Raw genomic sequence first — 15,246 nt, 5'->3', positions numbered from 1 at the left:
TGGAAACACGATGGCACGCGTTCACGCACGCAAGGCGACCAATTTGACGATTGATATGACGCTGGTCGGTTCGGCGAAGGAACTGGGCGTGAATATTTCCCAGGCAGCCGAAGAAGGTATCCGGCGCGCGGTTTCACAAGCCCGCGCAGAACGGTGGAAACTGGAAAACAGGGCAGCCCTGAACAGCTCCAACGACTTTGTCGACGAACACGGCCTGCCGCTTGAAGCGAGACGCCTGTTTTAATGGCCAGAAATCAGCTCTACCGGCTGAAACCGGACAGCGTTCTGGTGCTAGATGTGCAGGCAGACCTTCTGGAAAGCCTCAACACACGTGTCGTCGTGCCGCTTTTGCCCAGGTCTCGCGCACCAGCGCCCGCGGCCTACCTGAACCCGATATTCAGCTGGGAGGGCGAGGAATACGTCATGGCGACCCAATTCCTCGCCGCCGTGGCGGTTTCCCAGCTGGGAGACCCGATCGGCAGCCTCGACGAGAACTTTGCGGAAATTACCCGCGCGCTGGACACCCTGTTCCAGGGCTTCTGATTACCGGTTCAGCCGGCTTCAAAAAACGCCGTACCGCTCAAGCCATTTCCACCCGGCTTTCACTTGCTGCATCGAAGTAGATGGCCTGATCGGTGTCATAGCCGATCCAGACGGTTTCGCCCCCGGAGGTCATGTCATGGCGCGGGGCGGTCACGATCAGCCTGCCGACGTCGCTTTCACAATGCAGGACCAGATTGGCTCCGGTCATCTCCGAAAAGACAATCCGTGCGGGGATCGCGGGAACGTCCGGGGACGAGGTGTGTACCTTCATATGCTCCGGCCGCATGCCGACGGTGAGGCCTGTTCTGCCGGACCAGAAGGGCAAGGTTTCTATGGGCAGAAAATTTGTCGGCAGCATTCCGAGGAACCCGGCGACGAAACGGTTCGCCGGCCGGTCGTAGATCGTGCCGGGCGTGTCGAACTGCAGTAGATCTCCATCTTTCAGGACGGCGATCCGATCCGCCAGGGAAAGGGCTTCACCCTGATCGTGGGTTACGTAAACGACAGTCGCCCCCAGTTGCCGGTGGAGCTCCTTGATTTCCGAGCGCATGGCAACCCGCAGGGCGTTATCCAGATTGGACAGCGGCTCGTCCATCAGGAAGATGGAACTGTTGCGCGCCATGGCCCGGCCCATCGCGACCCGCTGACGCTGGCCGCCGGACAGGGCGCCCGGTTTTCGGTCGAGATAAGGATCAAGCTTCAACGTTCTGGCCACTTCCTCGGCTCGGGTGTTGCGCTCTGACTTGGCGACGCCGCGCAATTCCAGACCAAAGGCGATGTTCTGGCGCACGTTCATATGCGGATAGAGAGCGTAATTCTGGAAGATCATGGCAATGTCCCGATCTTGCGGCGCAAAGTCGTTGACGCGTTTGCCACCGATGCGGATATCGCCCTGATCGCATTTCTCCAGGCCGGCGATGAGGCGTAGCAGCGTGGATTTTCCGCAGCCCGACGGGCCGACGATCACGATGAATTCCCCGGCTTGCATATCCAGCGAAACGCCATGCAGAACTTCCGGCCCGCCAGGATAGGATTTGCGGATATCTGTCAGTTCTATCCCGCTCATGACCGCCCTTCCCCCTGCCAGCGATTCCGGATCGCGATCGCGAGACTGGGCCGGTCGGTGGTGAAAACCTTCACACCGAGCCGAAGGGCCTTTTCGATCTGCGCACAGGTATGTGCTGCCCAGCAGCCGAACTGAAGTCCGGCGTTCTCGACAGCGGTCATCAGCTCTTCATCTGCGCAATCGATATGAACACCGATTTCCGGGATCCCGTGAGCCTTTGCCACTTCGAGCGTGCCTGCGGTTCCCAGTTGCTGAAGAACCGGCGGGCTGACCAGCCATAGTCTTGGTCGCTCTGTTGCCCTGGCCAGCTCGTCCTGTGTTTCGACCAGAAAAGACGAAAACACCGTACGCTCCAGCATGTCTTCTGCGGCAAGCATCGCGACCACCTTCGGAACGAAGTCGGCATAGGGCCTGCGATCCGGGCCGGGCTTGATCTCGCAGCGGAAGCCAACGGCACTGCCACGGTAAATCGCGCAGAGTTCCTGGAGGGACAGCGGATGACCTCCCGCCCCGTAATCGATCGTTGCCGAGCGAACCTCGGCCTCGCGCAGATCGCAGATCGCGCCGGATCTGTCGGTCGTTCGCTCGAGTGTCGCATCGTGGTGGACCATGATGGCGCCATCTGCCGTCGGGTGCAGGTCGAATTCGACTTCCTCAAGTGCCATCCGCGCAGTGGCTTCGAAGCCTGCCGGTGTGCTGTCACCAAATTCCAGGGTGCCGCCGCGATGAGATGCAATACGTGTCATTGAAACTTCCATTTACTTGACCGCACCCATGGTGATGCCACGCACCAGGTGCCGTTCGACGAATATGAAACCGAGCAGGACGGGAAGAATTGTGATGGTGGAAGCCGCCATCACCAGCGGCCAATTGACCACGTCTTCGCCCGGGTTGACCCGGTAGAGACGCGCAAGACCGATCTGGAGCGTGTAGAGGTCTTCATCACCAACTGCCACCAGCGGCCAGATGTAGCTGTTCCATTCCGTGATGAAGATGAACAGCCCCATGGAGAATATGGCCGGGCGGGCAATCGGCACGATTACGCGCCAGAGCACTTTGAGCGGTGTTGCTCCGTCCATATAGGCCGCTTCATCCAGTGCGATCGGAATGCCGCGGATGTACTGGCGCAAAAAGAAAGCCGCGAAGCCATTGGAAATCGCCGGAAGAATGAGCCCTGCATAGGTGTCCAGCAACCCCACCTTTGCAAGGGTCAGATAGTTCGGGATCAGCGAGATATGGCTGGGGATCATCAGGGTTGCCACCACGGCTGCAAACAGCAGGTTGCCGCCTGGAAAACGAAACCTGGCAAAGGCAAATGCGGCCATTGTCGACACCGTCAGGGCAATGAATGTGACCAAACCCGATACGACGATGCTGTTCAGCAGATAGCGGGCGAAATGGTATTGCCCGATGGCCAGCTCGTAATTCTCCAGTGTGAACTCGAACTTGCCCGTGTAATAGGCGTCCACCGTCTGAAACGACATGAAGACCGAATAGAGCGCCGGAGACAGGAACAGAAGGCCGGCAATCAGTGCAAGCCCTGCGAGGATGCGGCTGTCAGGCTTCATAATGCACCCTCCGGCCCAGAACCCGTGCCTTGAAGAGGGCCAAAGCCATCAGCAGCACGAAGAGCACAACGGCCAGCGCAGAGCCCTGCCCGATATCGAACAATGTGAAGCCGACACGGTAGAGCATGTTGACCAGCATGTCGGTGGCCCCCGCCGGCCCCCCCTTGGTCATGACGTCCACGACGGTGAACACCTGAAAGGCCTCGATCACCGAGACGACAAGCAGGAAATAGGTTGTCGGCATTACCAGCGGAACAGTTACACGGCGGAAGACGCGGCCTTTCCTGCCGCCATCGACGGCGGCGGCGTCATAAAGTTCCTGCGGGATTGCCTGAAGCCCGGCGATGTAGATGACGATATCGTAGCCGAGCTGCTTCCAGGTGTTGACGATGATCAGCACCCAGAGCGCAAGCTGCGGGTCCTGAAGCCAGGGAACCTTGCCGAAGCCAAGAGTTTGCAGGAAGGCATTGATCATGCCGTAGTCCGTTGCAAACAGCCAGGAAAACACAACCGCGATGGAAACGGTGGACGTTACCGACGGCAGGAACAGCGCGCCGCGCAGAATACGGGACGGCAAGGCCTCCCGGACCAGGTAACTTGCAACCACAAGCGCAAGGCAAAGCCGGATCGGAACGGAAATGACAGCAAAGATCGCAGTCACCTTGAGCGAGTTCCAGAACTCGTGGGACGAGAACAGCAGCCGATAGTTTTCAAAACCGACAAGGGGCATCGTCGGCGACAGGAAATCCCATTCCCGGAAGCTGAGATTGAGACTGGCTGCAATCGGAATGTAGGTGAACACCGCGATGAAGGAGATCAGCGGCAGCACCAGAATATAGGGTGTCAGGCGGGACAGCATCGGAAAGGGCTCCGGAGACACCGGGCTTCATCTGGAAGCCCGGTGCTGATGTCGAAAGAAAATCGGGCGATCAGTTGGTGCGCTCGGCTTCCTTTCGGGTGCGGTCCGCAAAATCCTTCAAGGTTTCCGTGACATCACGCTGACCAAGGGCCATGGCCTGCCACATGTCGTATTCGGTTGCGCGCATCCAGGTGACCACCGGCGGGCGCGGACGGCCACGGGCGAAGTCCAGCTGGTCGATCGCAACCGTGATGCCGGGCTTGTCCTGAACGGCGGCGGCGGCCAGCGGCTGTTTGGCGGTATTCTTGTTGATCGGCATGTAGCCGGTGCCGGAGAACCAAGTGGCGTTGGACTCAGGTGATGCGGCAAAGCTGATGAACTTGTAGGCGGCGTCCTGGGTTTCCTTGTCGGCTGACGACAGAATACCGATACCTGCCCCACCGATCGGCACGGCGCACACCTTGTTGCAAGGCATCGGACGAACGGCAAGGTTATCGCCGAGCGCCTTCTTGGAGCGGCCGTAGTTGCCGGTTGAATTCAGCATGATGCCGACCTTGCCGGCCAGGAAGGCATCCCTGCCGTTGTTTTCCTTGGTCACGCCGTCGGCAGAGGCAACCTTGTGCTCATGCACCAGCGAGGCCATCCATTCATAGGCTTCGATCGTGTTCGGGCTGTCGATCAGGATCTCGCCGGTCTTGCTGTCGATCAGGTCACTGTCGTTATCCATGATGAGACCCCAGCGTGCGAACTGGCCCGGAGCGGCAATGCCCGTGATGCCTTCGTCGCCTAACTTCTCGGTGATCTGTTTGGATACCGCCAGAAGATCGTCGTAGGTCTTGAGCGCCGGTTCTTCGGCAAAGCCGGCCCGCTCGAAGATCTCCTTGTTGTAGTAGAGCACCGGCGTGGAGGAGTTAAACGGCACGATGTAGTTCTTGCCTTCAAAGACGCCGACTTCGCGGGCAAAATCGAACAGGTCGTCCTTTAGTGGGTCGTTGTCGACCTTTTCGGTCAGATCCAACAGCACGCCGCGGTCAGCGAAGAGACCATACCGGGTGACTTCCATGATCACCGCGTCCGGCGCCCGGCGCGCCGGGATGGCAGCCTGTAGCTTGGCGACGATATCATTGTAGTTGCCGATGAACTGGGCATCGATCTTGATATCAGGGTTGGCAGCCTGAAAGTTCTCAATGATCTCGCCAAGCGCTTCGCCGCCGCTACCATCGAAGCTGTGCCAGAATTCAACCGTGACTTCCGCCTGCGCGGCACCGACGCTGCCAGAAAGACCTATCAGGCCAGCCAACAGCACTTTCTTCAAATTCTTCAACATGGAGTCATCCTTGTCAGAGTGAACTATTTCCGTTTGCGCACGAGACTTTGCCGCCGGTTCCAACGGCGGTCTTTTTTGGTTTGTTCAGCGATTTCCGTGTCCAGCCCTGCTTCCGGGACAGGGCAGGTCTGCTGGCGAACTCATCTGCGCCAGCGTGGCGGCAGCGATTGACGAAATGCCTTGAATTCCTCCAGGGACCGGATCGATCTACCGCCATCGATACCGGCCAGATCGAGAATGACCGCGTTGGCAATGGTCATCGGCACGACCAGTGACTGGGATTCGCCCGCCTCACCGCGCGAGGCGCAGATCTGATGATCGGGCGCGGGGTCGAACCGGGCTGCGAGCAGGTCCGTCAGCGCCAACCTTCTCGCGCCGCGCATGGACGCAATCCCGTTCGCATCGCTGATTTGCTGTGAAGGGCGGCGGAAGGCGAGCAGCCAGACGACATCGTCCGGTGAAAGCCTGTTCAGCATCTCGGCAAAGTGATGGGTGCGGTCGCCAAGGTCGGCGGCATCATAGCCGGATCGCTGCAAGCGCAGGGCAATCAGCGAGGACAGGCTCGCGGCATGACCGCGACCGAAAATGAAGATCTTGCGGGCATCGCGCAGGGCTTCGGAGAAGGCGCGGATATCGCTGTCGGGGACGGCGGTACGCAAGGCCTCGAGGGCGGCGATTTCACTGTCGAGCACGGACGACAGCACTTGCCCTTCTTCCGCCCGCACCAGCCGGGCTGCCATGCGGGCGGCCGGGTTCTCGAAGTCGTTGCCTTCCTCAACCAGATTTGCCTGCAGGTAGGCTCGAAATTCCGGATAACCTTCAAAGCCGAGCCGCTTGGCCAGACGCACCGCTGCGGCGGGATGCACCCCCGCGCGAAGGGACACTTCCTTGCCGTTTTCGATGGCGGCACGGATCGGGTCCTTGACCAGCACATCGAGTAGACGGGTATCGGAGCCCGTCAGCCGGGAGGCGTTGCGGGTGATGAGATCGGACAGGAAACCGGAGGATGGCACAGGTTTTGACATGCCATCGTTCTAGTTTTGCAATTTGAATTGCAGGCTACAGTTCGATGAAATTTTTATTACAAACCCTGGAGCCGGTACAGACGCCGGTACAGGCGCATGCACCGTCGGGCAGCCGCCGTTCAGCCAACTCAGGCCTTCCGTTGCAGTTTGAACCGCGAGACGAATTCAGCAGCAAGGGACGCGTCTCCCGACACCTCGACCACGCCTTTGGCGTTCAGATCCGCAAGCGGAACTGAGCCATAAACGGCTGAAGCCATCCGGTTGCCGTTGCCGGAAAGCACAAAGGGCGCGTCAGGACGGGAAACCGCCTTGGTGTGAACCTTGCCGGAGATCAGCTGCATCTCGAATGCCTCGCCCTTGAAATCGAACCCGGCAAGTGCGTCTCTTTGCGCCGCGGCCTCCGGAACGACGTTGACACCCATGGAAATCATCAAGGCAGACGGGCTGATGAAACGCGTCGGATCGTGACCGGGCACCAGCAACGCCCACCGGCACAGCGATTCCAGCACGGGCAGCAGAGCCTGGCCCGCCGCCGTCAGCGAATACACCCCCAGCCGCTCGTCGTGTTCGATGACATCGACCTCTACGAGCTGTGCAAGACGGCCGGTCAGAACACTCGCGGTTATGCCCGGCAACCCGGCGCGGATCATCTGAAAGCGTTTTGCGGAAAACATAAGCTCGCGCACGACGAGCAGAGCCCACCTGTCGCCTATTAGGTTCAGGGCGTGGGCGGCCAGGCACCCTTCGTCATAACGAAGGCGCGTTGTTGTTTTTGTCTCTTTGGTCATTTTTTCATACTGGCAGTTGTTTTTTCATACTAACGCTGTCACGATAATGCTGCAACCGGGATGTTCCCATCATCCCGACAAAAAGGAGGAAATGATCGCCATGTCCTATTTCACAGGTGCGGTAGCGGCTGTTCCGGCCGCAAACAAGCAGAAATATGCCGACCACATCGCCGCTGCCTGGCCTCTGTTCAAATCCTACGGCGCCACCCGCATGGTCGAAACCTGGGGTGTTGATGTTCCGAAGGGCAAGGTTACGGACTTCTACGGCGCCGTCGATGCCAAGGAAGACGAGGCAATCGTGTTTTCCTGGATCGAATGGCCGGACAAGGCTGCTGCCGATGCTTCCTGGGAAAAGATGCAGAACGACCCTGCCATGAAGGAAATTCCGGAAATGCCGTTCGATGGCAGCCGGATGATCTTCGGCGGATTTGCCCCTGTCTACGAGGCAGGCAGACACAGCGATGCTGGCTATTATCAGGGGTTTCTGCTGGCGGTGCCCGAAACGAACAAGAAGGCCTACACCGAGATGGCGGACGAAGGCTGGAAGATGTTCGAGAAATTCGGCGCACTCGGGATGATCGAAAACTGGGGCACGGATGTACCGCGCGGCCAGAAGACCGATTTCTACCGGGCCTCCAAGGTTGAAGACACCGAAGTGCCCGTCTTCAGCTGGGTTGCCTGGCCGGACCGCGCCACATGTGATGCCGCCGCCAAAGAAATGGAAGCGGGGATGGCCGATATGGACATGTCCGCAATGCCCTTCGACGGAATGCGGATGATGTGGGCCGGCTTCGATCCGCTCTTCGACTCGGAGAAAGCCGCATGACCCTTACCCTCTACACCTTCGACTGGCTGCCGGAGTTTCCACGCGGGTTCGTGCGGGATCTACGGGTCCGCTGGGGCCTGGAGGAGATTGGTCGCAGCTACCAGGTTGCGACAGTACCCGCACACCCCAAGAGCGCCGAACACCGCAAGCTGCAGCCATTTACGCAAGTGCCCGTAATCCAGGACGGTGAGCAGACGCTTTTCGAAAGCGGAGCGATCCTTGTCTACCTTTGCGAAGGCACCCCGTTGCTGCCGGACGACCGCAAAGCGGAAATCTGGCAGTGGCTGTTCGCCGCGCTGAACACGGTTGAATTGTCGGTGATGCACTGGGTCAGCATGATACTGGCCGAGCGGGTCCCGGAATTCTTCGGCCCTCCTCCGGCAGCCGACGTCAAAGCTCACGCCAAGTCAGACATGGATACCAAGCTGACTGCGCTACAGCAGGCTCTGGGCGACAAGGAGTGGCTCGCCGGTGACTTCTCCGTCGCCGACATCGCGATGGTAGAAGTGCTGCGCGTGGTCGCGGCCGAAGAGGCCCTTGATGCCTATCCGCAACTTGCAGCCTATGTCGAACGGGCAACATCCCGCCCTGCTTTCAAGAAGGCCATGGCAGATCACATGCAGCATTGGCAGGCGGCGGACGCCGAACAAGCGAGACGCAACACGGGCTGACGCTGGTTCTTCCGCAAACAATGTCATGTCGCCCCTGGATCTTTGAGTACAGACATCCGGGGCGACGGTATAACTCCAGGACTGGAAACAATGTCGATTGCAAAGAACACAATTTGCCTCTGGTACGAAAAAGACGCCGAGGCCGCAGCACGATTTTATGCTGAAACCTTTCCAGACAGTGCCCTGAAAGCCGTCAACCACGCGCCCGGCGACTATCCGTCCGGGAAAGAGGGCGACGTTCTGACCGTCGAATTTACCGTGCTGGGCATTCCCTGTCTCGGCTTGAACGGTGGCCCCACATTCAAGCACAGCGAAGCGTTCTCTTTCCAGGTTTCGACCGAGGATCAGGAAGAAACCGACCGTTACTGGAACGCCATTGTCGACAATGGCGGCGAGGAAAGCGCCTGCGGCTGGTGCAGGGACAAATGGGGCATTTCCTGGCAGATCACCCCGCGCACGCTGATGGAAGCCCTGGCTGCCGGCGGCGGCGAAGCAAAGCGCGCCTTTGGCGCAATGATGGAGATGAAGAAAATCGACGTGGCTGCCATCGATGCGGCCCGCCGGGGCGGCTGATCGTACCCGAGTGGCCGGACATTTTGTGAACCAGCCCTGTAATTTCGAGAAGTCCGATATGAAGAAATCACTATTAGGTGCAGCTGCAACGTTGCTGATCACAAGCCTTGCGCAGGCAGACACCGTTACCGTGAACGGTCACGACGTCTATTACGAAGTTCACGGGGACCTGGAGACCGGCGAAACGCCGGTTCTCCTCCTTCACGGCGGCATGCAGAGTATCGCCTCAAGCTTTGGCGCCTTCATCCCTGAACTTGTCGAGGACCGGCCAGTGATTGGCGTCGAGCAGCAGGGGCACGGACACACGCCTTTGAATGACGAACCAATCACCCTGGAGACCATGCGCATTGATACCATCGGTGTGCTTGATGCCTTGTCAGTGGAAAAGGTTCATGTCGTCGGGTTCTCGGCGGGTGGCATGCTGGGACTTGACCTTGCGGTCAACATGCCGGACCGACTGGCCTCTCTGACAAGCATTTCCGGCAGCGCCTCGCCAGACGGCTTTGTGCCCGGCATCATCCGGATGCAGAAGGACCCGGACTATGTGCCGCCGGCCGAAGTTCTGGCGATGATGCCGAGCGAAGAGGAATTTGCGGAGATGTTCGCCGAGATTGCGGCCGTGAACCCGGGAGGTGCCGAGGCCGCGCCGGTGACGATGCAAAAAATGAGCAGGTTCATAACCACGGACTGGGGATGGACAGAGCAACAGGTCGCGGCAATTCCCGTGCCGTCGCTGATCATGAACGGTGACAACGACTTCATCCTGGCAGAGCATGCGCTCTATCTGTCAAAAACCATTCCTGCCGCCCGCCTGGCAATCCTGCCCGGAACCACGCATATGAACATTCTGAAACAACCGGAACTCAAACCGATGATCAGAAAATTCATCGATGACATGGATAGCCAAGCCGGCGAATGAGGTTTCCTACAGCAATAGCCGAATACCAGCTTCCTTGAGCATGATCTCGGAAACCTCAAAACTGTGATCGAGCTTGCCGTCATGCGATGGTCTGGGCGGGCATTCCACACAGGACAGCCCGCTTTGAATGATCGCTCTCGCGCAGTCCGCACAGGGAAACCGGTTGACGTAGAGGGTGCAACCGGCAAGCGCTACACCGGCGCGGGCTGCGTTGTAGATCGCATTGCGTTCGGCGTGTTCCACCCAGAAGAACTTTTCACCGCTCGGGCGGTCGAGACGGGTTTCGTCCGTTCCGGAGACCCCGCGCGGCAGGCCGTTGTAACCTGTCGCGCGGATTTCCTGGCCAGGCCCGACAATGACTGCGCCCACCTTGAAGTCGCGATCTTCAGACCATTGTGCGATGTGATCGCAGAGCCCGAGAAACCGGTTGCGCCATTTGCCGGATTTGCTGTCCAATGTGCTTCTCCTAGCCTGCAAACAGGTAGCTGGTCTTGACCGTGGTGAAGAATTCCGCCGCGTAGCGGCCCTGTTCACGTGGTCCAAAAGACGATCCCCTGGTGCCGCCGAAGGGAACGTGAAAATCAACACCGGCGGTCGGCAGGTTGACCATCACCATACCGGCCCTGACACGCCGCTTGAAGTCGCGGGCATGTTTCAGGCTTGTGGTGCAGATACCGGCTGACAGGCCGAAATCGGTGTCGTTTGCAACTGTAATGGCTTCCTCGAAGTCGGCCACCTTGATGACGGATCCGCATGGACCGAAAATCTCTTCCCGGTTGATGCGCATGGAATTGGTCGTCTCGAGAAACAGTGCCGGGGCCTGAAAATAGCCGGGCACGGCAAGTTCGAGCCGCTCGCCGCCAATCACCTTTGCGCCTTCTTTCCGGGCGAGGTCCACATAGGCAAGGTTCGAAGAGAGCTGTTTTTCGTCGACCACCGGTCCAATCTGGGTAGCGGGATCAAGCGCATCCCCGACCTTCAAGGCCAGCATTGCTGTTTGCAGTTTCTCAACGAAAGCGTCGTGAATTCCCGCCTGCACGATCATGCGCGAGGACGCGGTGCAGCGTTGGCCGGTGGAAAAGAACGTCCCGTTCAAGCATGCGGAAACGGCGACATCCAGATCGGCGTCATCCAGCACCACCATCGGGTTCTTGCCGCCCATTTCAAGCTGGCATTTGCGTTTAAGCCGTCCGCACACTTCGGCAATATGGCTTCCCGTGGCAACGGACCCGGTGAAGGAAACCGCATCGACATCCGGGTGGGTGACGATGGCCTCGCCAACAACAGAACCGCGCCCCATGACCAGGTTGAAGACACCGGGTGGACAGCCGCATTCATCCAGCAGAGTTGCGATCACATGAGCGCAGCCCGGCGTCAGATCCGCCGGTTTCAAAACGACGCAATTGCCATAGGCCAGCGCAGGTGCCGCCTTCCAGGCCGGAATGGCGATGGGAAAGTTCCACGGGGTGATCAGGCCGATCACACCGACCGGCTCACGCGTAACCTCAACGTCGATGTCGGGCCGCACGGAGGCCTGCATATCGCCGGTCACGCGCAGCGCTTCACCGGCAAAGAACTTGAAAACCTGGGCGGCGCGCATGGTTTCGCCGATGCCTTCCGCCAGCGTCTTGCCTTCCTCGCGCGACAGCAGGCGGCCATATTCTTCGGCCCGTTCCGCCAACTTTCGCCCAACCGCTTCCAGCAGATCATGGCGTGTCTGCGGCGTTGCCGCTGCCCAGCCTGGCGCGGCCTTGCGCGCTGCCGTGACGGCGGCATCGACATCGTCAACGCTTCCCTGGGCATAAAGGCCGACGACATCATCGGTGTTCGAAGGATTGCGGTTTTCGGAATAGGTGTTGGAAGGCAGCCATTTGCCGCCGATCAGATTGTCGTGCTTTGTCATTGGAATTCCGGTTTCAAAGGGTTTCGGCAATGCGGTCGAGAGACCCGCGTGCGCCATCGTCCAGTTGTTGAAAGGGAGGCAGGACACGGTTCCAGGTACTTTCATCAGCGCGCCGGCCGACAAGATATTTGACCGCCGGAACCAGCGGATGGGCAGCAATGTCCGCCCGTATGCTGGCGACCCGGCCAGCCACTGCCTCGTTTGCAGGATCCTGCAGGAGCCGTGCACAAAGGGGCGCGCTGATGTTCACGGTGGCGGAAATGCACCCTGCAAACCCGGCTCCAGGCCCTTCCGCGAGCGCCGTTTCAGAACTTGGGAACACCTTCAGGTCTGGCAGCCGCCGGACAAGCTCCCGGCAATAGTCGAGATCGCCGGAAGAATCCTTGATGCCCGTGAACCTTTTCGGATGGGTCTTTGCCAGACACTCGACGACATCCGCGGGTATCTTCAAGCCCGTCATCTGCGGGAAATTATAGAAATAGATCTCGATCGGTGTCGCGCCGAGTGCCCGGTCCAGCGCTTCGTACCAGGCAACCAGCCCCTCCTCGGTGACAGGCTTGTAGTAGAACGGCGGCAGGACCAGCGCGACGCCATAGCCCATGTCGGCAGCTGCGCGCGTGAGGTCCAGCGTGTCCTCAAGCGACGTCAGACCCGTGCCGACCATAAGACGGCTCGTGTCAAAGGCCTCGGCCGCCCAGGCCATCACCTTCTTGCGATGGGCCAGACCGAGAGAATTCGCCTCACCGGTCGTTCCCAGGATGTTCAGGGCATCGCACCCGTTGGCCAGCGCCCAGGCGCAATGTTCCAGAAAGGTATCTTTCACCGGTGCGCCATGCGCATCGAGCGGTGTCGGCACCGCCGCAACTATCCCCTTCATGTCGTCTGTTCCTCAAAATCACGTTTGAAAAAATCCCGCACCGCAGGGTGGTCCCGGAAAGGCGTATCGCCCCTGGTCCAGCCACCCGGCGAAACCAGCCCTCCGTCCGGACCCTGGAACACATCCTTGTTGATCTCGATGAACGCCCGGTCCGCACCGGTCACCTCGTCGTCGTAGCGGATCGCGTCGACAGGGCAGATGCTCTCGCACATGCCGCATTCGATGCATTCTTCGGGGTGGATGTAGAACATCCGCTCGCCTTCATAGATGCAGTCGACCGGACAGGACGTGGTGCAGATCCCGTCCTTCACATCAATGCATTCGCTCTTGATGATCAGCGCCATCTTGATCTCTCAACTTATTTGCCTTGCCAGACCGGCGCGCGCTTTTCCCGGAACGCCCGAACCCCTTCGAGGGAATCCTCGGATGTGAGAGCGGCGATCAGTTCGGGAGACCGCACGGCCTGTGCCTGGTCGGGCGGCATTTCACCGGTTTCGCGTACCGTGGCCTTGATCGCCTGCACGCAAAGCGGCGCACTTGCCAGAATGTCGGCAATCCAGCGGTCCACTTCCGCATCGAGTTCGTCCTGCGGCACGACGGCATTGACGAGCCCGTAGCGCTCCATCTCCACAGCGCTTGCCATCCGGCCGGTCATCATCAGACCGACAGCGATATTGCGGGGGACGAGACGCTGAAGCAGCGTCATCCCGCCTGCCAGCGGAAGGTTGCCCACCTTTGCTTCGGGCAAGCCGAACCTGGCCGTATCGCTGGCAATCACGATATCGCAGCCAAGAACCATTTCCATGCCGCCGCCGAGCGCAAGACCGTTGACGCGGGCAATCACCGGCACCTTCAAGGATCGCCTCAGGGCGATGCCGCCGAACCCCAGCGGGTTTGCGGACGCCCAATATTCAAGCCCACTCAGTCCGTTGCTGTCCTTCAGGTCCGCACCGGCGGAAAAGGCACGTTCACCCGAACCGGTCAACACCACGCAGCGCACGGTCTGATCGGCTTCGATCTTCCGCCAGATGGTTTCCAGCTCGTCCGAAGTTGCCCTGTCGACCGCGTTCATGCGCTCCGGGCGGTCTATGACAACCCGGGCGACATGGTTTTCGAGGGTGAAAAGGACACTCATTCCGCCGCCCCTGCCACCTGTTGCAGGCCGAACTCCGCAATGACTTCGTCGGTGTGTTCGCCCAGGCGCGGCGGCGCGTGCCGCAGTTTCAGGGGGGCTTCACTCAAGTGCACGGGTGACCCCACGACCCTCAAGGGGCCAAGGACCGGATGGTCGAAATCCAGCAGCATGCCGTTGATGGCAGTCTGCGGGTCTTCGAGTGCCTCTCCGAGCGCCCGCACGGGTGCGCAAAGCAGGTCCTGCTCTTCCAGCCTGGCGATCCAGTGCGCCGTCGTGTCCGTTGCGAAGACGGCCCGGAACCGGTCCTGCAGATAGGGCTTGTTGGCACGCTGGCTGGCGAGATCCGGATAGGTGGGTGAAAGGTCCTCAATGCCAAGCGCGGTGCAGATGTCGCGCAGCGGATTTGCCTTGAAGGCACCGACCACCACCAGAGCACCGTCGGTGGTGTCGAAGACACCGGTCAAGGGCATGGCAGCCCAGTTCAGCACTTCACGATGCTTGGTCCACTGTGCGGCTTCCTGCATCTGCATCGCGATCATGGAATCGTAGAGCGACACGGAAACACGCTGGCCACGGCCGGTCTTCGTCCTTGCCAGCAAGGCCGCCAGAATGCCCTGAACCAGGTGCATGCCTGCCGTATAGTCGCACAAGGTTGTGGGATAGATGGACCGCTCGATCGACGGGTCGGCGGTCTTTTCCATGACACCACTCATTGCCTGGGCCAGAACGTCCTGCCCACCCTTGTGGGCATAGGGGCCCTTCTCGCCAAACCCCGTTCCGGATGCACAAATGATGCGGGGATTGATCGCCTTGAGCGCCTCATAGCCGAAGCCCAGACGGTCCATGACACCGGCGCGGAAATTGTCGACGACCACGTCCGCGTTGCGCACCAGATCGTACACCATCTGCTTGCCCTCATCGGACTTGGTGTCGATCTCGACAGACCGCTTGTTACGGTTCAGCGACGAGAAGACGGCGTTGTTCATGCCCTCTTCCGACCGCACGTCGAAGAAGTGCCGCGACAGGTCGCCTGCACCGGGGCGCTCGATCTTGATGACGTCCGCGCCGAAGTCGGCCAGCATCTGGGTTGCACATGGCCCCAGCATGACCTGGGTGAAGTCCAGAATGCGGACACCGGAGAGTGGGAAAGCTTGGGTATTCACGTT

General features: G+C 59.8%; 19 protein-coding genes. 6 read left to right on the top strand and 13 right to left on the bottom strand.

The genetic code is table 11. The annotated features are described in order from the left end of the window. The first annotated feature begins 10 nt into the window (after positions 1-10). Together FIV03_RS29325 and FIV03_RS29320 are read left to right on the top strand one after the other, a co-directional pair. Positions 11-244: a type II toxin-antitoxin system CcdA family antitoxin gene (locus FIV03_RS29325; protein ID WP_152507871.1), complete on the top strand. Its 234-nt coding sequence runs from the start codon at positions 11-13 to the stop codon at positions 242-244. Beyond that, entirely contained in the window at positions 244-543 is a 300-nt protein-coding gene (locus tag FIV03_RS29320; protein ID WP_152512311.1) for a CcdB family protein, read from the top strand. The genes FIV03_RS29325 and FIV03_RS29320 overlap by 1 nt, the downstream gene beginning before the upstream one ends. A 37-nt stretch (positions 544-580) precedes the next feature. Here FIV03_RS29320 and FIV03_RS29315 read toward each other — a convergent pair whose 3' ends face one another. The 7 genes from FIV03_RS29315 to FIV03_RS29285 all read right to left on the bottom strand — a co-directional run bounded on the left by FIV03_RS29315 (position 581) and on the right by FIV03_RS29285 (position 7,176). Next, the gene (locus FIV03_RS29315; RefSeq protein ID WP_152512310.1) at positions 581-1,609 is read right to left on the bottom strand and encodes an ATP-binding cassette domain-containing protein; all 1,029 of its coding nucleotides are present in this window, start codon (positions 1,607-1,609) and stop codon (positions 581-583) included. Further along, positions 1,606-2,355 (bottom strand): glycerophosphodiester phosphodiesterase family protein, encoded by a 750-nt coding sequence (locus FIV03_RS29310; protein WP_152512309.1) that lies wholly within the window; start codon positions 2,353-2,355, stop codon positions 1,606-1,608. Before FIV03_RS29310 ends, FIV03_RS29315 begins: the two co-directional genes overlap by 4 nt. A 12-nt stretch (positions 2,356-2,367) precedes the next feature. Next, positions 2,368-3,177, bottom strand: coding sequence for a carbohydrate ABC transporter permease (locus FIV03_RS29305; RefSeq protein ID WP_023001393.1), 810 nt, complete (start codon positions 3,175-3,177; stop codon positions 2,368-2,370). After that, a complete protein-coding gene (locus FIV03_RS29300; protein WP_023001394.1) occupies positions 3,167-4,036 on the bottom strand; it encodes a sugar ABC transporter permease in 870 nt (289 codons plus the stop codon). The genes FIV03_RS29305 and FIV03_RS29300 overlap by 11 nt, the downstream gene beginning before the upstream one ends. A gap of 70 nt (positions 4,037-4,106) precedes the next feature. Further along, positions 4,107-5,363 carry an ABC transporter substrate-binding protein gene (locus FIV03_RS29295; RefSeq protein WP_152512308.1) on the bottom strand — a complete coding sequence of 419 codons (1,257 nt, stop codon included), beginning with the start codon at positions 5,361-5,363 and terminating at the stop codon, positions 4,107-4,109. 140 nt (positions 5,364-5,503) lie between these two features. After that, positions 5,504-6,388 (bottom strand): MurR/RpiR family transcriptional regulator, encoded by an 885-nt coding sequence (locus tag FIV03_RS29290; protein ID WP_152512307.1) that lies wholly within the window; start codon positions 6,386-6,388, stop codon positions 5,504-5,506. Between the two features lie 128 nt (positions 6,389-6,516). Then, complete coding sequence (locus FIV03_RS29285; RefSeq protein WP_152512306.1) at positions 6,517-7,176, bottom strand: winged helix-turn-helix transcriptional regulator; 660 nt, start codon at positions 7,174-7,176, stop codon at positions 6,517-6,519. 100 nt (positions 7,177-7,276) lie between these two features. Between FIV03_RS29285 and FIV03_RS29280 the strand changes: the two genes are divergently transcribed. The 4 genes from FIV03_RS29280 (at position 7,277) to FIV03_RS29265 (ending at position 10,165) form a co-directional block, all read left to right on the top strand. Further along, the gene (locus FIV03_RS29280) at positions 7,277-8,002 is read left to right on the top strand and encodes a DUF1428 domain-containing protein (protein ID WP_152512305.1); all 726 of its coding nucleotides are present in this window, start codon (positions 7,277-7,279) and stop codon (positions 8,000-8,002) included. Continuing rightward, the gene (locus FIV03_RS29275) at positions 7,999-8,673 is read left to right on the top strand and encodes a glutathione S-transferase family protein (protein ID WP_152512304.1); all 675 of its coding nucleotides are present in this window, start codon (positions 7,999-8,001) and stop codon (positions 8,671-8,673) included. The genes FIV03_RS29280 and FIV03_RS29275 overlap by 4 nt, the downstream gene beginning before the upstream one ends. A 96-nt stretch (positions 8,674-8,769) precedes the next feature. Further along, positions 8,770-9,246 carry a VOC family protein gene (locus tag FIV03_RS29270; protein ID WP_152512486.1) on the top strand — a complete coding sequence of 159 codons (477 nt, stop codon included), beginning with the start codon at positions 8,770-8,772 and terminating at the stop codon, positions 9,244-9,246. A 58-nt stretch (positions 9,247-9,304) separates the two neighbouring features. Then, complete coding sequence (locus FIV03_RS29265) at positions 9,305-10,165, top strand: alpha/beta hydrolase (protein WP_173014014.1); 861 nt, start codon at positions 9,305-9,307, stop codon at positions 10,163-10,165. A gap of 6 nt (positions 10,166-10,171) precedes the next feature. Here the strand turns inward: FIV03_RS29265 and FIV03_RS29260 are convergent, their stop codons facing one another. Genes FIV03_RS29260 through FIV03_RS29235 form a run of 6 tightly spaced genes read right to left on the bottom strand, consistent with a single transcriptional unit; the run spans position 10,172 to position 15,243 of the window. Continuing rightward, positions 10,172-10,621 carry a deaminase gene (locus tag FIV03_RS29260; protein WP_152507860.1) on the bottom strand — a complete coding sequence of 150 codons (450 nt, stop codon included), beginning with the start codon at positions 10,619-10,621 and terminating at the stop codon, positions 10,172-10,174. Between the two features lie 10 nt (positions 10,622-10,631). After that, positions 10,632-12,068, bottom strand: coding sequence for an aldehyde dehydrogenase family protein (locus FIV03_RS29255; RefSeq protein WP_152512302.1), 1,437 nt, complete (start codon positions 12,066-12,068; stop codon positions 10,632-10,634). A gap of 13 nt (positions 12,069-12,081) precedes the next feature. Beyond that, a complete protein-coding gene (locus FIV03_RS29250; protein WP_152512301.1) occupies positions 12,082-12,945 on the bottom strand; it encodes a dihydrodipicolinate synthase family protein in 864 nt (287 codons plus the stop codon). Continuing rightward, entirely contained in the window at positions 12,942-13,289 is a 348-nt protein-coding gene (locus tag FIV03_RS29245; RefSeq protein ID WP_023001405.1) for a ferredoxin family protein, read from the bottom strand. The genes FIV03_RS29250 and FIV03_RS29245 overlap by 4 nt, the downstream gene beginning before the upstream one ends. 14 nt (positions 13,290-13,303) lie before the next feature. Continuing rightward, complete coding sequence (locus tag FIV03_RS29240; protein WP_152512300.1) at positions 13,304-14,080, bottom strand: enoyl-CoA hydratase-related protein; 777 nt, start codon at positions 14,078-14,080, stop codon at positions 13,304-13,306. Continuing rightward, positions 14,077-15,243 carry a CoA transferase gene (locus FIV03_RS29235; RefSeq protein ID WP_152512299.1) on the bottom strand — a complete coding sequence of 389 codons (1,167 nt, stop codon included), beginning with the start codon at positions 15,241-15,243 and terminating at the stop codon, positions 14,077-14,079. Before FIV03_RS29235 ends, FIV03_RS29240 begins: the two co-directional genes overlap by 4 nt. Between the last annotated feature and the right edge of the window lie 3 nt (positions 15,244-15,246).

This window comes from Labrenzia sp. THAF187b (assembly GCF_009363375.1).
GTDB lineage: Bacteria > Pseudomonadota > Alphaproteobacteria > Rhizobiales > Stappiaceae > Roseibium > Roseibium algicola.
Note: the sequence above shows the minus strand (reverse complement) of the source record. Positions and strands in the feature narration are given on the sequence as shown.

Excerpts from the sequence above, each read along its gene's own strand:
- FIV03_RS29325 (WP_152507871.1), top strand. The coding sequence starts at position 11 with ATGGCACGCGTTCACGCACGCAAGGCGACCAATTTGACGATTGATATG.
- FIV03_RS29320 (WP_152512311.1), top strand. The coding sequence starts at position 244 with ATGGCCAGAAATCAGCTCTACCGGCTGAAACCGGACAGCGTTCTGGTG.
- FIV03_RS29315 (WP_152512310.1), bottom strand. The coding sequence starts at position 1,609 with ATGAGCGGGATAGAACTGACAGATATCCGCAAATCCTATCCTGGCGGG.
- FIV03_RS29310 (WP_152512309.1), bottom strand. The coding sequence starts at position 2,355 with ATGACACGTATTGCATCTCATCGCGGCGGCACCCTGGAATTTGGTGAC.
- FIV03_RS29305 (WP_023001393.1), bottom strand. The coding sequence starts at position 3,177 with ATGAAGCCTGACAGCCGCATCCTCGCAGGGCTTGCACTGATTGCCGGC.
- FIV03_RS29300 (WP_023001394.1), bottom strand. The coding sequence starts at position 4,036 with ATGCTGTCCCGCCTGACACCCTATATTCTGGTGCTGCCGCTGATCTCC.
- FIV03_RS29295 (WP_152512308.1), bottom strand. The coding sequence starts at position 5,363 with ATGTTGAAGAATTTGAAGAAAGTGCTGTTGGCTGGCCTGATAGGTCTT.
- FIV03_RS29290 (WP_152512307.1), bottom strand. The coding sequence starts at position 6,388 with ATGTCAAAACCTGTGCCATCCTCCGGTTTCCTGTCCGATCTCATCACC.
- FIV03_RS29285 (WP_152512306.1), bottom strand. The coding sequence starts at position 7,176 with ATGACCAAAGAGACAAAAACAACAACGCGCCTTCGTTATGACGAAGGG.
- FIV03_RS29280 (WP_152512305.1), top strand. The coding sequence starts at position 7,277 with ATGTCCTATTTCACAGGTGCGGTAGCGGCTGTTCCGGCCGCAAACAAG.
- FIV03_RS29275 (WP_152512304.1), top strand. The coding sequence starts at position 7,999 with ATGACCCTTACCCTCTACACCTTCGACTGGCTGCCGGAGTTTCCACGC.
- FIV03_RS29265 (WP_173014014.1), top strand. The coding sequence starts at position 9,305 with ATGAAGAAATCACTATTAGGTGCAGCTGCAACGTTGCTGATCACAAGC.
- FIV03_RS29255 (WP_152512302.1), bottom strand. The coding sequence starts at position 12,068 with ATGACAAAGCACGACAATCTGATCGGCGGCAAATGGCTGCCTTCCAAC.
- FIV03_RS29250 (WP_152512301.1), bottom strand. The coding sequence starts at position 12,945 with ATGAAGGGGATAGTTGCGGCGGTGCCGACACCGCTCGATGCGCATGGC.
- FIV03_RS29245 (WP_023001405.1), bottom strand. The coding sequence starts at position 13,289 with ATGGCGCTGATCATCAAGAGCGAATGCATTGATGTGAAGGACGGGATC.
- FIV03_RS29240 (WP_152512300.1), bottom strand. The coding sequence starts at position 14,080 with ATGAGTGTCCTTTTCACCCTCGAAAACCATGTCGCCCGGGTTGTCATA.